The organism is Actinoplanes utahensis, from assembly GCF_016862455.1.
Taxonomy (GTDB): domain Bacteria; phylum Actinomycetota; class Actinomycetes; order Mycobacteriales; family Micromonosporaceae; genus Actinoplanes; species Actinoplanes utahensis.
The window spans coordinates 56,812-70,505 of sequence record NZ_BOMZ01000079.1; the positions used below are offsets into that span (position 1 = coordinate 56,812).

17 protein-coding genes and 1 pseudogene are annotated in these 13,694 nt (G+C 71.0%); 13 read left to right on the forward strand and 5 right to left on the reverse strand.

Annotated features, from left to right (window positions below):
- Positions 1-42 precede the first annotated feature (42 nt).
- The 5 genes from Aut01nite_RS27020 to Aut01nite_RS27040 all read left to right on the forward strand — a co-directional run bounded on the left by Aut01nite_RS27020 (position 43) and on the right by Aut01nite_RS27040 (position 3,865).
- Positions 43-1,122: a hypothetical protein gene (locus Aut01nite_RS27020; RefSeq protein WP_043523677.1), complete on the forward strand. Its 1,080-nt coding sequence runs from the start codon at positions 43-45 to the stop codon at positions 1,120-1,122.
- Between the two features lie 130 nt (positions 1,123-1,252).
- Positions 1,253-1,681, forward strand: coding sequence for an MmyB family transcriptional regulator (locus Aut01nite_RS27025; protein WP_201775473.1), 429 nt, complete (start codon positions 1,253-1,255; stop codon positions 1,679-1,681).
- Between the two features lie 109 nt (positions 1,682-1,790).
- Positions 1,791-2,060: an Atu4866 domain-containing protein gene (locus tag Aut01nite_RS27030; RefSeq protein ID WP_043523676.1), complete on the forward strand. Its 270-nt coding sequence runs from the start codon at positions 1,791-1,793 to the stop codon at positions 2,058-2,060.
- An 84-nt stretch (positions 2,061-2,144) separates the two neighbouring features.
- Positions 2,145-3,185: an LLM class flavin-dependent oxidoreductase gene (locus tag Aut01nite_RS27035; protein ID WP_043523675.1), complete on the forward strand. Its 1,041-nt coding sequence runs from the start codon at positions 2,145-2,147 to the stop codon at positions 3,183-3,185.
- Complete coding sequence (locus Aut01nite_RS27040) at positions 3,182-3,865, forward strand: NADPH-dependent F420 reductase (protein WP_043523674.1); 684 nt, start codon at positions 3,182-3,184, stop codon at positions 3,863-3,865. The genes Aut01nite_RS27035 and Aut01nite_RS27040 overlap by 4 nt, the downstream gene beginning before the upstream one ends.
- A gap of 1 nt (position 3,866) precedes the next feature.
- On the opposite strand, the gene Aut01nite_RS27045 is transcribed toward Aut01nite_RS27040, so the two are convergent.
- On the reverse strand, positions 3,867-4,052 hold the full coding sequence (locus Aut01nite_RS27045; RefSeq protein ID WP_043523673.1) for a hypothetical protein: 186 nt from the start codon (positions 4,050-4,052) through the stop codon (positions 3,867-3,869).
- Between the two features lie 40 nt (positions 4,053-4,092).
- On the opposite strand from Aut01nite_RS27045, the gene Aut01nite_RS27050 reads away from it, so the two are divergent.
- Both Aut01nite_RS27050 and Aut01nite_RS27055 read left to right on the forward strand, forming a co-directional pair.
- On the forward strand, positions 4,093-4,551 hold the full coding sequence (locus tag Aut01nite_RS27050) for an FG-GAP-like repeat-containing protein (protein ID WP_052163419.1): 459 nt from the start codon (positions 4,093-4,095) through the stop codon (positions 4,549-4,551).
- Between the two features lie 26 nt (positions 4,552-4,577).
- Positions 4,578-5,933, forward strand: coding sequence for an FG-GAP-like repeat-containing protein (locus Aut01nite_RS27055; protein ID WP_052163418.1), 1,356 nt, complete (start codon positions 4,578-4,580; stop codon positions 5,931-5,933).
- A gap of 83 nt (positions 5,934-6,016) precedes the next feature.
- Here Aut01nite_RS27055 and Aut01nite_RS43735 read toward each other — a convergent pair.
- Positions 6,017-6,112, reverse strand: a pseudogene (locus Aut01nite_RS43735) (DNA-binding response regulator); the annotation flags it as partial.
- 144 nt (positions 6,113-6,256) lie between these two features.
- On the opposite strand from Aut01nite_RS43735, the gene Aut01nite_RS43740 reads away from it, so the two are divergent.
- Both Aut01nite_RS43740 and Aut01nite_RS27065 read left to right on the forward strand, forming a co-directional pair.
- Positions 6,257-7,243 (forward strand): SRPBCC family protein, encoded by a 987-nt coding sequence (locus tag Aut01nite_RS43740; protein WP_236642600.1) that lies wholly within the window; start codon positions 6,257-6,259, stop codon positions 7,241-7,243.
- A complete protein-coding gene (locus Aut01nite_RS27065) occupies positions 7,240-8,415 on the forward strand; it encodes a zinc-dependent alcohol dehydrogenase (RefSeq protein ID WP_043523671.1) in 1,176 nt (391 codons plus the stop codon). The genes Aut01nite_RS43740 and Aut01nite_RS27065 overlap by 4 nt, the downstream gene beginning before the upstream one ends.
- A gap of 230 nt (positions 8,416-8,645) precedes the next feature.
- On the opposite strand, the gene Aut01nite_RS27070 is transcribed toward Aut01nite_RS27065, so the two are convergent.
- The 3 genes from Aut01nite_RS27070 to Aut01nite_RS27080 form a co-directional block, all read right to left on the reverse strand.
- Complete coding sequence (locus Aut01nite_RS27070; protein WP_152628573.1) at positions 8,646-9,218, reverse strand: beta/gamma crystallin domain-containing protein; 573 nt, start codon at positions 9,216-9,218, stop codon at positions 8,646-8,648.
- Positions 9,219-9,349: 131 nt separating this feature from the next.
- Positions 9,350-9,862, reverse strand: a complete 513-nt coding sequence (locus tag Aut01nite_RS27075) for a hypothetical protein (protein ID WP_043523669.1) — start codon at positions 9,860-9,862, stop codon at positions 9,350-9,352.
- Between the two features lie 3 nt (positions 9,863-9,865).
- Entirely contained in the window at positions 9,866-10,453 is a 588-nt protein-coding gene (locus tag Aut01nite_RS27080) for an RNA polymerase sigma factor (protein ID WP_052163417.1), read from the reverse strand.
- Positions 10,454-10,723: 270 nt separating this feature from the next.
- On the opposite strand from Aut01nite_RS27080, the gene Aut01nite_RS27085 reads away from it, so the two are divergent.
- The 4 genes from Aut01nite_RS27085 to Aut01nite_RS27100 all read left to right on the forward strand — a co-directional run bounded on the left by Aut01nite_RS27085 (position 10,724) and on the right by Aut01nite_RS27100 (position 13,639).
- Positions 10,724-11,722: an ABC transporter substrate-binding protein gene (locus tag Aut01nite_RS27085; RefSeq protein WP_201775467.1), complete on the forward strand. Its 999-nt coding sequence runs from the start codon at positions 10,724-10,726 to the stop codon at positions 11,720-11,722.
- Between the two features lie 128 nt (positions 11,723-11,850).
- Positions 11,851-13,182: a lysine N(6)-hydroxylase/L-ornithine N(5)-oxygenase family protein gene (locus Aut01nite_RS27090; RefSeq protein ID WP_236642599.1), complete on the forward strand. Its 1,332-nt coding sequence runs from the start codon at positions 11,851-11,853 to the stop codon at positions 13,180-13,182.
- Positions 13,179-13,430 carry a phosphopantetheine-binding protein gene (locus Aut01nite_RS27095; protein WP_052163416.1) on the forward strand — a complete coding sequence of 84 codons (252 nt, stop codon included), beginning with the start codon at positions 13,179-13,181 and terminating at the stop codon, positions 13,428-13,430. The genes Aut01nite_RS27090 and Aut01nite_RS27095 overlap by 4 nt, the downstream gene beginning before the upstream one ends.
- Positions 13,427-13,639, forward strand: coding sequence for an MbtH family protein (locus Aut01nite_RS27100; RefSeq protein ID WP_043523667.1), 213 nt, complete (start codon positions 13,427-13,429; stop codon positions 13,637-13,639). The genes Aut01nite_RS27095 and Aut01nite_RS27100 overlap by 4 nt, the downstream gene beginning before the upstream one ends.
- Positions 13,640-13,694: the final 55 nt, after the last annotated feature.

Genomic DNA, 13,694 nt, shown 5'->3' on the forward strand with positions numbered 1-13,694 from the left:
GGCCGGGCCGTCCGGCCGGCGCCACCGTCGAGGGAGGCCACCATGAAGCATCGGCGGCTCGCCGTCGTACCCGCGCTGCTGCTGTTGACCGCCGCGGGCTGCGCGCCCACCGCAACCACCACCGGGCAGCCCAGGCCCCGGCCGGCCGAGTTCATCGTCATCGACGCCGACGCGCACGGCGCCGTCATCGCCGACGTGCGCCGAGCCGCGTTCCTCGGCGCCGACCGGAACGGCGCCGTCGTCTGGCGGGCGCCGCAGGACACCACCGCCCCGGACGTCACCGGCTGCGCCCGCCGATGCCCCGACGCGCTGCTCTCCGGGAACTCCGGCGCACGCAACGACGACGCCGCCGCGGGCCCCGCCCCGGCCCTGATCCGCGGCGGGCACCGCGAACCGGTCCGCGGCGCCGCACTGGCCGGGCGCACCGTGCTCACCGCCGACGGCGCCGACGACTACATCGTCACCGGCGGAACACCCGGCCGGTGGAGCCTCGACACCGTCCGGCCCGGCGCCCCGCCCACGCACGTCCCGGTCCCCGGCCCGCACGCGTCCTGGACCGCCACCGCCGACCGGCGTCACGGCCTCGCCGTCGCCTACGGCACGGACCCGTCCGCCGCGGTGGCCGTGTGGTTCACCCGGACCCGCGACGGCTGGCGCCCGGACCCCGCGACCACACCCGTCACCGGCACCGCCGCCTGCCTCGCCCCCGGCGGCGACCGGGCCATCGTGCTCGGTGACCGGCCGGCGGTACGAGCCCCCGGCGGACCGGCCCGCCCGGTGACCGGACTCGACCTCGCCAGCGACTGCGCCTTCGCCGCCTCCGGTGGCATCGTCGGCGCCTACGGACAGGACGCCGGCGGCGAGACCGTTCGCGTCGAGGTGTTCGGCCCCACCGGCGCGGTGGTCCGGCACATCGAGTCGCGGCACGCCACCCGGGTGACCGGCGACCCGCTCAGCAACCGGGTGGCGTACACGGCCGGCGGCCGGACCGTGGAGGTCGACACCGTCACCGGCGACATCGTGCGGACGACGGAAAAGGCTTTCGGCGCCCGGTACGACGGCTCCGGCAACCTCGTCACCGTCGACGCGAACGGCGTACCCCGCTGGCTGCCGGCGACCTGACCACCCCACAGGCTCAGGGAGGTCCCGGCGCCGTCGCGCTCAGGAGGGCGAAAGCCTCCGCGGAGCGGGATCGAGGGTCGGCTGGAGGACGGCGAACTGCTGGTGGGGCGCGCTACGAACGGCGAACGCGCTGGCGACGGCGCCGCACAGCGGTTTCGCACGGTTCGACAACCTGGCCCGGATGGTGTTCGCCGACCCGGCGGGCCGGGACTTCTATCCGGAGTGGGACCGGGCCGCGCACAGTTGTGTCGCCGAGATCCGTGCCGCGTACGGCGTCGATCCGTCGTCGCGGCGCATCGCGACGGTGGTGGGCGAGCTGAGCCGGGCCAGTGACGAGTTCGCCCGGCTGTGGCGGTTGCACGAGGTCCGGAGCAAGACCCAGAAAGGCAAACACCTCAGGCATCCGCGAGCCCGGCCGCCGAGGCCTTCCAGCGGCTGCGCGCGTCGATTGCGGCGCGCGGGCACGCCGAGTCCCCGGCCGCGGTGTGACCCGTCGAGGGGCGCCGCGGTCCTGGGAGTGACGCACCCAGGCACCGGCCGCCGGATCCGGGCACGCTGAGGTGGCGCACCGTTCGGCGAGAACCACCGGGTCCCGCCGGCGGCCGAACCGTGAGGAGCCGTCGTGATCATCCGTGTTGTCGCCCGGCCGCGGGCGCTGTAGCGCAGACGTGCGTCGCGTCCGGCGAACGTACCGGGACCTGGATCGACCGGGCCGCTGGCTGCACCAGGAACTGCTTGCCGAAGGCCGGTACGACGAGACGCGTGGCGGGCGCCGGCACGCCTACACCGGCCGTCACCGGCTCGACGGGGACCGCATCGACTACCTCGACGACTCCGGGTTCTACGCGATCGGCAGTTTCCTCGGCGAGGAGCTCTACCACGCCGAGTTCGTCATGCGGCACGGAGGAGGCGGGCGGGGCACGCCCCCTGCCCGGTGACCGGGGTGCGGGCATAAATCCGCGGGTCGTAAGGTTTACCGGACAGAATTTGCTTGACGAATCAAATAGTTGGAGGGCTGTGCCATGACGGACCTCATCATGGGTCTCGACACCTTCGGCGACGTGCCGGAGGACGACTCCGGCACCCTCATCTCGCAGGCCGCGGCGATCCGGCAGGTCATCGACGAAGCCGTGCTCGCCGACGAGCTCGGCGTCGACGTGATCGCGCTCGGCGAGCACCACCGCCCCGAGTACTCGATCTCCACCCCGGAGACCGTGCTCGCCGGCATCGCCGCGAAGACCTCCCGGATCACCCTCGCCTCCGGCGTGACCGTCCTCAGCTCCGACGACCCGGTACGCGTCTTCCAGCGCTTCGCCACCGTCGACGCCATCTCCGGCGGCAGGGCCCAGGCGATCCTCGGCCGCGGGTCGTTCACCGAGTCGTTCCCGCTGTTCGGCTACGACATGAGCGACTACGACGTGCTGTTCGAGGAGAAGCTCGACCTGTTCGTCAAGCTGCTCGACGAGAAGCCGGTCACCTGGAACGGCGCCACCCGGCCCGCGCTCACCGACGCCGAGGTCTTCCCGCACACCGAGTCCGGGCGGCTGAGCACCTGGGTCGGCGTCGGTGGCTCCCCGCAGTCGGTGGTGCGCACCGCCCGGCACGGGCTCCCGCTGATGCTCGCCATCATCGGCGGCCAGCCGCAACGCTTCGCGCCCTATGTCGACCTCTACCGGCGTGCGGCCGAGCAACTGGGCACGGTCGCGCACCCGGTCGGGATGCACTCGCCCGGCTTCCTCGCCGACACCGACGAGCAGGCCAAGGAGCTGTTCTACCCGTACTACAAGGTTCAGCGGGACCGGATCGGCGCGCTGCGCGGCTGGCCGCCGCTGCGCCGGCAGGAGTTCGACGCCGAGGTGGCGGACGGCTCGCTCTACGTCGGCTCACCGGACACCGTGGCCCGCAAGATCGCGGCCGCCGTCACGGCGCTCGGCATCGGCCGGTTCGACCTGGTCTACACCGTCGGAGCGCAGCCGGTCAGCGCCCGCATGCGCGCCGTCGAGCTGTACGGCGCGAAGGTGATCCCCATGGTCCGCGACATCCTGGCAGGTGAGCGGCGATGACCACGATCGGCATCCTCGGCGCCGGCAAGCTCGGCACCGTGCTGGCCCGGCTCGCCCGGGCAGCCGGGCACGACGTCCTCCTCGCCGGCTCGGGGGAGCCGGCGAGGATCGCCCTGATCGCGGAGATCCTCACCCCCGGCGCGACGGTGGTGACCGCGGCCGAGGCCGCCGAGCGCGCCGACATCGTGGTGCTGGCGCTGCCGCTGGGCCGCTACCGCACCATCCCGGCCGGTGCGCTGCGCGGCAAGCTGGTGATCGACGCGATGAACTACTGGTGGGAGGTCGACGGCGTCCGCGACGACCTGACCGACCCGCGGACCTCCTCCAGTGAGATCGTGCAGGAGTTCCTGCCCGGCGCCACGGTGGTCAAGGCGTTCAACCACATGGGCTACCACGACCTGGAACAGGAGGCCCGCGCCGCCGGAGCGCCCGGCCGCAAGGCGATCGCGCTCGCCGGCGACGACCCCGCCGCCGTCGCGCGGGTGGCGGACCTCGTCGACGCGCTCGGCTTCGACCCGGTGGCCGCCGGGCCGCTGGCCGAGGGCGTCCGGATGGAGCCCGGGACCGAGCTGTTCGGCGCGAACACCGGCGCGGACGAGGTCCGCGCCATGCTGAATCGGTTCGCGGACACCGAGCGGGGACGCCTCGTCAGCGCGGCCCGGGCGACCGGGCACGTCTGAGTCACCGGCTGAAGGCGCACGACGGCATGCCGTCCGGCGGGTGCACCGGTGCGGTGAGGTCCCCGCCGGCGACGTACCCCCAGCCGTCCCACTGCTGCTCGGTGCCGGCCTCGGCCCGGTCGCCGCGGGTCGACGGGGCCCTGCTGTTGTACGCCCACAGCGGTGACAACGCGGCCCCGTACGGCACGGGCCGGTCGATCGGGAGTGGCTGGGCCTCGTTCCGGCACGTGACCGTCGCCGACGTCACCGGTGACGGCAAAGCCGACATCCTCGGTGTCGCCTCCGACGGGACGCTGCTGCTGTATGCCCACAGTGGCGACAATGCGGCCCCGTACGGCACGGGTCGTCAGGTGGGCACCGGCTGGGCGGGCTTCTCGCATGTCACGGCTGCTGATGTGACAGGTGACGACAAGGCGGACGTGGTCACGGTCAGCCCGGACGGCTCGCTGCGGGTGTACGCCCACGGTGGTGACAACGCTGCCCCGTACAGCGGTGGTGCTGTTCTCGGTTCGGGCTGGCAGGGCTTCGACCGGGTGATGGCCACCGACGCCACCGGTGACGGCAAGGCCGACATCGTCGGCACGCACCCCGACGGCAGCCTCTACCTCTACACCCACAGCGGCGACGACACCGCCCCGTACGGCACCGGCCGCCTGATCGGCAGCGGCTGGAACACCCTCGCCTGACCCGACACCCCGAACGGAGTACGGACATGACCAGCTTCCTTCACCGGCGGGGCGCGACCACGGCTCTCGCCACCGCCGCCCTGATCGCCGGACTGCTGACCGGCACGGCCACCCCGGCGCACGCCTACGCCACCGTCGCCTGCAGCGCGGCGGGGGTGACCGCCGCCGACAACGCTCTCGCCGCCTCGCTCAACTCCCGGTTGCAGGCCCGGATGCGCAACCAGATGACCGGCTACCGGGTGTCCTGCGCCCGTGCCGTCGTCGCCGCCGTGCAGGCCCGTGGGCTGGACCGCCGCGCCGCCACGATCGCGGTGGCCACCGTCATCGTGGAGTCGACGATCCAGAACATCTCCGAGGAGGTCGACCACGACAGTCTCGGCCTGTTCCAGCAGCGGGCGTCCTGGGGCAGCCGGCAGCAGCGCCTCGACCCGGCCTGGGCGACCAACGCGTTCCTCAACAAGATGCTCAGCCTGTACCCGGACGGCTCCTGGCGGACCCGCCCGGTCGGTCAGGTGGCCCAGGCAGTGCAGGTGTCGGCCTACCCGAGCCGGTACGAGCCCGAGGCCGCCGACGCCGCCGTCATCACCGGGGCGCTGTTCGCCGGGTTCGGCGGGGTGGCGGCCGGGGATGTGACCGGGGACGGTTACGCGGATCTGGTCGGTCGCAGGTCCGACGGCACCTTGGCGTTGTATCCGAACAACGGTGCCGGGGCCACGGCGCCGTACGGCCCGAACCGGGTGGTGGGTTCCGGTTGGCAGTCGATGTCGACGTTCCGGGTCGCCGATGTCACCGGGGATGGCAAGGCCGACATCGTGGCGGTGGGTGCTGATGGGGCCTTGCTGTTGTACGCCCACAGTGGTGACAACGCCGCCCCGTATGGAACCGGCCGGGCGATCGGCAGTGGGTGGGCTTCGTTCCGGCACGTGACCGTCGCCGATGTGACCGGTGACGGCAAGGCGGACGTTCTCGGTGTCGCCTCGGACGGGGCGCTGTCGTTGTACGCCCACAGTGGCGACAACGCCGCCCCCTACGGCACCGGGCGTCAGGTCGGGACCGGCTGGGCCGCCTTCGCTCATGTGACCGCCGCAGATGTCACCGGTGACGGCAAGGCGGACGTGGTCACGGTCAGCCCGGACGGCTCGCTGCGGGTGTACGCCCACGGTGGTGACAACGCTGCCCCGTACAGCGGTGGTGCTGTTCTCGGTTCGGGCTGGCAGGGCTTCGACCGGGTGATGGCCACCGACGCCACCGGTGACGGCAAGGCCGACATCGTCGGCACGCACCCCGACGGCAGCCTCTACCTCTACACCCACAGCGGCGACGACACCGCCCCGTACGGCACCGGCCGCCTGATCGGCAGCGGCTGGAACACCCTCGCCTGACCCCGGGCAGGGAGACAGCTCCGGTCCATGGTCGTCAGCTCGCGTGGTCGTGGTGGGCCCCTCAGCCGAGGGGCCCACCACCGTGTGTGTGTCGGTGGCATCCGGATGTCGGCTACCACAACGTCGGGCTGATGCTCCACCACCGCGGCCAGCAACGCGTCGCCGTCGCCTACGGCTGCGCAACGGCACCCACGTAGGGGGAGTGGGCCGGCCGGCGGTTCAGCGGGATTTCGGGGGGTACACCAACCCGGACAGGCTGCGCGCCACAGGCCGCCGTGGGCCGGGCGGCGCGGCTGAGAGCGATGCGAACACGGAGGCTGCCCGTGACTCGACTGGCAACCCGAGAACAGGCGAACGACAGACAGGACCAGATGCAGCGGCGGGGCCGCGGACTCGGCTGGATGAGTCTCGGCCTGGGCGTGGCACAGCTGGCGGCGCCGGACGTGGTGCGCCGGATCAGCGGCGTGGACGACTCCGCGACCGCGCGGGCCGTGGTGCCGCTGGTCGGAGCACGCGAGTTGATCCACGCGGCCGGGCTCCTGACGAGCCGGCGGAAGGGCGCCTGGGCGTGGACCCGGGTCGCGGGCGACGCGATGGACCTGACCGCGCTGGGGATGGCCCTGGCTCACCGTGGCGGGAGCCGCCGGCGGCGGCTGCTCGCCGTGACCGGCGTCGTCGCCGGGATCACCGTGATCGACCTGCTGACCGCGGTGCGGGCCATCCGAACGAAGGAGCCGGCGGTGCACGGCGCACGCAGAGGAGGAACCATGGAGTTGACAGCGGCGACGACCATTCGCAAACCCGCCTCGGAGGTGTACGCGTTCTGGCGTGATCTGGAGAACCTCCCGACGTTCATGGCGCACCTCGAGCAGGTCCGCGCCACCGGTGACCGGACGAGCCGGTGGACCGCCGACGCCCCGTTCGGCAAGGACGTCGGATGGGACGCGGAGATCACCGAGGAGTCACCCGGCGAGAGGATCGCGTGGCGCTCGATCGGCAACGCCGACGTGCCGAACTCCGGCACCGTACGGTTCGTGCCCGCCCCCGACGGGGTGAGCACCGAGGTGCACGTCGCCCTGACGTACGACATCCCGGGCGGCACGATCGGCAAGGCGGTCGCGAAGTACTTCGGCGAGGAGCCGCACCAGCAGCTCGACGACGACCTGCGCCGGCTCAAGCAGGTGCTGGAGACCGGCGAGGTGGTCCGCTCCGACGGCGCGCCGTGGGGCAAACGGGCGCGTAAGGAGTTCCCGCAGCGCCCGGCACAGCCGCTGTCGGACGCCGAGCTCGCGAAGGGAGCGGACGCATGAGGGCGAACACCTGGGCCGGCCGTAACAAGGTCGAGGTCCGTGACGTGCCGGACCCCAGGATCCTCAACAAGCGGGACGCGATCGTACGGATCACCTCCACCGCCATCTGCGGCTCGGACCTGCACCTGGTCGACGGCTATGTGCCGACGATGCAGGACGGCGACATCATGGGTCACGAGTTCATGGGCGAGGTGATCGAGGTCGGCTCCGGGGTGCCCGGGGACAAGTTGCGGGTCGGGGACCGGGTCGTCGTGCCGTTCCCGATCGCCTGCGGCGCGTGCGCGGCCTGCGCCGCCGAGCTGTACTCCTGCTGCGAGAACTCCAACCCGAACGCCGGGATCGCGGAGAAGATGTTCGGTCACCCGACCGCCGGCATCTTCGGCTACTCGCATCTGACCGGCGGTTTCGCGGGCGGCCAGGCACAGTACGCGCGGGTGCCGTTCGCCGACGTCGGCCCCCTCAAGATCGAGTCCGATCTGAGTGACGAGCAGGTGCTGTTCCTGTCCGACATCCTGCCCACCGGGTACATGGGCGCCGAGATGTGCGACATCCAGCCCAGCGACGTGGTGGCGGTGTGGGGCGCCGGACCGGTCGGACAGTTCGCCATGGACAGCGCCCGGGTGCTCGGCGCCGCCAAGGTCATCGCCATCGACAAGCAGCCGTACCGGCTGCGGATGGCGGAGGAGGCGGGCCACATCCCGGTCAACTTCGACGAGGTCGACGTACGCTCCCGGCTGCTCGAACTGACCGGCGGGCGCGGACCCGACAAGTGCATCGACGCGGTCGGCCTGGAAGCGGACCACGGTAGCGCGCACGTCGCCGCGTACGACCGGATCAAGCAGGCCGTCCGGTCGGAGACCGACCGCCCGCACGCGTTGCGCCAGGCCATCATGTCGTGCCGCAGCGGCGGCGTGGTCTCGGTGATCGGCGTGTACGGCGGCCTGCTCGACAAGTTCCCCGCCGGCGCGTGGATGAACCGGTCGCTGACCCTGCGCACCGGTCAGTGCCATGTGCAGCGCTACATGAAGCCGTTGCTGCAGCGCATCGAACGCGGTGAGATCGACCCGACCCGGATCATCACCCACACCCTGCCGCTGGACGAGGCCGCACGCGGCTTCGAGATGTTCAAGAACAAGCAGGACGACTGCGAGAAGGTCGTCCTCAAACCCTGACGGACGACCGCGGGCGTGCCGGTGGCCGTGTCCTCGGCGCGCCCGCACTGACGGCGATCCGTCGCCCGCCACCGGACCGCTGCTGCTCCTGGGGGAGTGGCCGGAAACCCCTTCGCGGGGCGCTCTTCTCGATGGCGGCCGGCAGTGCGGAATGGCCGGCCCCGGGTCGGGCCGGCCATTCTTCGTCCCTTGCGGATTCGCCGCGGATGGCATTTACGGAACGGTGGTTATCAGCTCCAGCGCTCGGAACTCGCCTGGTTGTTCATGACGCCCAGGTTGTTACGGCTTCCCGCGTAACCGGTCGAGGAGCCGGTGTGGTTGTTGTGCTCCCAGTAGTTGACCCAGCAGTTCGCGTAGGTGAGGTTCGAGGAGACCCGGTCGTTCCAACCGGACGGCATGCTGTTGACGAAGTAATCCACGTCGGTCGACGTGGCCGTGCATCCGTTGTCCCCCGACCAGATGAACGACGTCCCGCCTGTGCCCGTGCCGTCGTAGTCGATGCTGAGCACGGTGGCGGCCTGGGCAGTGGTGGCCTGGTGGGATTTGACCTTCTCGGTCTCGTTGAGCCGGCCCTGGAAGCTCCGGTCGGTGAGGGCCTTGCCCGCGGTGTCCGGCGCGTCGGTGATGTACCCGCCGGTGGCCGCGGCGACGGCCTTGGTGAAAGTGGTGTGACACGTCATCGTGTTGCCCGCCGAAAGGTTGATGACGCAGGTCTTGGCGGGAGCGGCCGCCTGTGCCGGTGACGCGACGAGAAGCGCCCCCAGCACGGCGACGGCAGCACCCAATGTTGAGAACAGACGCATTTAATTCCCCCATAGACTGGATTTTCCCCGCAGTAAATCCAGTGGGGAACATTTCCAGTTTCATTGATCAGCGGCAATGTGTCCGGCTGTCGGTTATCGGACGCCGCCTGGCGGGAACTGATCTTCTTCTGCTATTCGGCCAGCCTGGGGAGGCCGAGCGCCCGGCACACCTCGCCGGCCGCCGGGAACACCGCGATCTCGCCCGATTTCAGGACGCAAGCGCTCAACGGAGGCACCTCGTGGGCGGCGCTCGGGTCGGTCTCCGCGTGCAGCTGCTTGTCGCCCGCCCGCAGGAAGCCCTGCCGGAACAGGTCGGCGCAGGCCGCCACCGGATCGCGGAACTCCTGTTTCCCGGACTCGCCGGACGGCACGGCCCGGGCCATCTCGGTGAAGCCGTCGGAACTCAGCTCGGCCACGCCGTAGCAGCGGATCACCTCGCGCTGCTCCGGCTCGCGATCGGCCAGGTAGGCGACGGCGCCGCCGGTGGCGAGCACCACCGCGACCCCCGCCACCGGGGCCAGCAGCCGGCGCCACCGCCGGGCCGGAGCCGGTTCCGGCGCGATCGCGTTGAGCAGCGCGGCCTTCCGCCGGGCCCGCTGTGCGGCAGGCATGCTCCGGGCCCCGGGCACCTCGTTGTCGATCATCTCTCACTCCTTGCCTTCGGCGGCGACGGCTTCTGCTAGACGGATTGGCATCAGGGCGCGCAATCGGGCGCGCGCCCGGGACAGCCGGGACCGGACGGTGCCGACGGGGACGCCGAGCGCGACGGCCGCCTCCTCGTAACTGAGGCCCGACCACACGCACAGCGACAGCACTGCCCGGTCGGCCGGCGCGAGCCGGTCGACGGCTCGCAACAGGCGCCGCATGGCCCGCTCGTCGTCGAGCCGCCCGGCGAGATCCTCGGCGAAGTCGGGCGCCGCGTCGGGCGGCCGGACCCGGGCGACCATCCGCCGGTATCGCCGGGAGGATCGGTCCGCGGCGCGAGCCGCGTTGTTGGCGACCCCGAGCAGCCAGGGCAGCACCGAGTCGTTGGCCAGCCGGACCCGTGGCCGGTGCCGCCAAACCTCGAGGAAGACCACCGACGTCAGATCCTCGGCGGCGGCCCAACTCGCCGTCCGCCGGAAGCAGTGGTTGTAGACCGCGTCGGCATGCCGCTCGAACAGCACACCGAACGCGTCGGTGCTTCCGGCCAGCACCTCGCCCCACAAGCCGGCATCGTCTCGTGCGTCGCTCATACCCCTCCATGTCCGCCCGGACAGGATGGGTTCCATGCTTCGCGCCTGCGCCGAGCGGGCGGCGTCCAAAGGTAGGCCGGGTGGCGAGGCCCGGTCCATCGCCGTGCGGGATATGGAAAACCGGCTGCTCGACAACCGGCATCGAGACTGATCGTTGTGACGCGTCGCGATCCATCGAGCACTACTAGCTTCGTGCACAGCCCCCCGAGTTGTGTGACCGCCAAGGTGTTGCTTAGGTTAGGCACACCTAAGACGTAAGGGCGACCGAACATGTCTATCAAGCTGCGCGCATTCACTTCCGTGCTTGCTCTGGCCCTCGCCGGTGGCTCTCTGGCCGCCTGCGGTGCGGACGAGAAGGAGGACGCTCCGAAGACCGGATCGTCGTCCGCCGCTGCCGTATATCCGGTGTCCATCACGCACAAGCTCGGCACCACCACTGTGGAGAAGGCGCCGGAGCGCATCGTCGCGCTCTCCGACGCCGACCTGGACGCCCTGCTGCTGCTCGGCATCCAGCCGGTGGGCGTCGGCGCCTCGGTGCACGACGGTGGCATCACCCCGTGGGCGAAGCCGAAGCTGACCGGCAAGCCCACCGTGATCGAGGTCGGGGAGAAGGGCGTGAACGCCGAGGCGGTCGCCAAGCTCAACCCCGATCTGGTGCTGGCCGGTGGCGACTACTACATCGACGACGAGTACAAGGCGCTCTCGCCGCTGGTGCCGACCACCGCGTACGAGGCGGGCCCGGTCGAGGACTCGTGGCAGACCACATTGCGCCAGGTCGCCAAGCTGGTCGGCAAGACCGAGCAGGGCGAGCAGGTCATCAAGGACGTCGAGGCGAAGGTCGCCGGCGTGAAGACGCGGTACCCGGCTCTGGCCGGTAAGACCTTCACCCTGGCGCAGGCCTTCGAGGCGGGCACCATCGGCGTGCTGCGCTCGCCGGAGGACTCCGGCGTCAAGGCGTTCAACGCGTACGGCATGGAGCTGGCGCCGGCCGTCAAGGCGCTCAAGAGCGAGGACTTCGCGGTCACGCTGAGCCTGGAGAAGGTGGCCACCCTGGACGCCGACGTGGTGATGGTCTACGCCGTCGAGGAGCAGTTCAAGACGGCGCTGGAGTCCAACACGCTGTTCAAGAACCTGACCGCGGTGCAGAAGGGTCACTACGTGGCGCTGGACCTGGAGCAGTTCACCGCGCTGCGCAACCCCAGCCCGCTGGCGATCCAGTACTCGATCGACACGGTGCTGCCGAAGATCGCCGAGGCGGCGGCCAAGTGACGGAAGCGGCGGCCTGGTCGTGTGACCGGGCCGCCGCTTTACTGCCGAAGATTAGTTAGGTTAGCCTAACCTCCTCAGCCCGCTTCGCTCCTGGAAAGGGCGTTCCCTTGGTTCCCTCGGACTCTACGGTGTACGACCTGGTCGGCATCGGTTTCGGACCGTCCAACCTGGCCCTCGCCATCGCTGTCGAGGAGCACAACACCCGCGCCGATCGGGTCGAGGACCGCATCGAGGCGGTGTTCCTGGAGAAGCAGGACGACTTCGGCTGGCATCGCGGGATGCTCTTCGAGAACGCCACGATGCAGGTCCACTTCCTCAAGGACCTGGTCTCGATGCGCAATCCGGCCAGCGACTTCAGCTTCGTGTCCTACCTGCACGCCCACGACCGGCTCGCCGACTTCGTCAACTACAAGTCGATGTACCCGCTGCGCGTGGAGTTCCACGACTACCTCAGCTGGGCGGCCGGCCGGATGAGCCACACCGTCGCGTACGGCCACACGGTCACCGACGTCGTGCCCGTGCTCGACGACGACGGTCAGGCCTGGGCGGTCGACGTGCTCACCACGCACGCCGGCGGCACCCGGGTGGTCCGGGCCCGCAACGTGGTGGTCGCGGTCGGCCTCGAGTCGAGCCTGCCGCCCGAGGTCACCGCCGGTGAGCGGGTCTGGCACAACCTCGACATCCTGCACCGGGCGGCCACCTTCACCGAGCCGCTGCCGCGGCGCTTCGTCGTGGTGGGCGCCGGGCAGAGCGCCGCCGAGTCGGTCGCCTTCCTGCACGAGCGGTACCCGAGCGCCGAGGTGTGCTCGGTCTTCTTCCGGTACGGCTACAGCCCGGCCGACGACAGCAACTTCGCCAACGGCATCTTCGACCCGGCCGCCGTCGACCTCTACTACGACGCCCCGGCCGACGTGAAGCGGATGCTGTTCGACTACCACCGCAACACCAACTACTCGGTGGTCGACGGCGACCTGATCACCGAGCTGTACCGCACGGCGTACCAGGAGCGGCTGCTCGGCAAGGAGCGGCTGCGGATGATGAACGCCTCCCGGATCGCCGAGCTGCGACCACGCCCGGACGGGGTGGAGGTCGTGGTGGAGCACCTGCCGACCGGCGAGCTGACCCCGCTGAGCGCCGACGCGATCGTGTTCGCCACCGGGTACCGGCCGGTCGACGCGGGCCGGCTGCTCGGCGCCACCGGGCCGCGCTGCCGCCGCGACGACGAGGGGCTGCTGCGCCTCGGCCGCGACTACCGGGTGGCCACCGACGAACAACTGCGGGCCGGTGTCTACCTGCAGGGCGGCACCGAGCACGTGCACGGCATAACGTCCACGCTGCTCTCCGCCGTGGCCGTCCGCTCCGGCGAGATCGTCGCCTCGGTCGCCGCCGGGCTCGCCGAGCGCCACCCGGTTCCGGCCGCTTCGCAGTGCGCCCTCGTCACCGCTGGAGAGATTCGATGAGCGACCTTCCCACCTCGGCCGGCGAACTGCACGAGCAGATCGCCCAGGTGATCGACGAACCGGCCGACAGCTTCGGCCCGGACGACGACCTGATGGACGTCGGGCTCGACTCGATCCGCCTGATGATCCTGGTCGAGCGCTGGCGCTCCGGCGGCATGCACCTCGGCTTCGTGGAACTCGCCGAGCAGCCCACCGTCAACGGATGGTGGGCCCTGATGACCGCACAGAAGGAGAGCCTGGCCCGATGAGCACCAACCCGTTCGAGGACGACGACGCCACCTACCTCGTGCTGGTCAACGACGAGGGCCAGCACTCCCTGTGGCCCTCCTTCGCCGACGTGCCGGCCGGCTGGACCGTCGCACATCCCGAGGACAGCCGGGCCAACTGCCTGGAGTACGTGGAGAAGAGCTGGACGGACATGCGCCCGGCCAGCCTGATCCGCGCGATGAACGCCTGAACCACCCCGCGTATGAGCCCGCCGCCGAGACCGGCGGCGGGTCCTACCGCCGTGC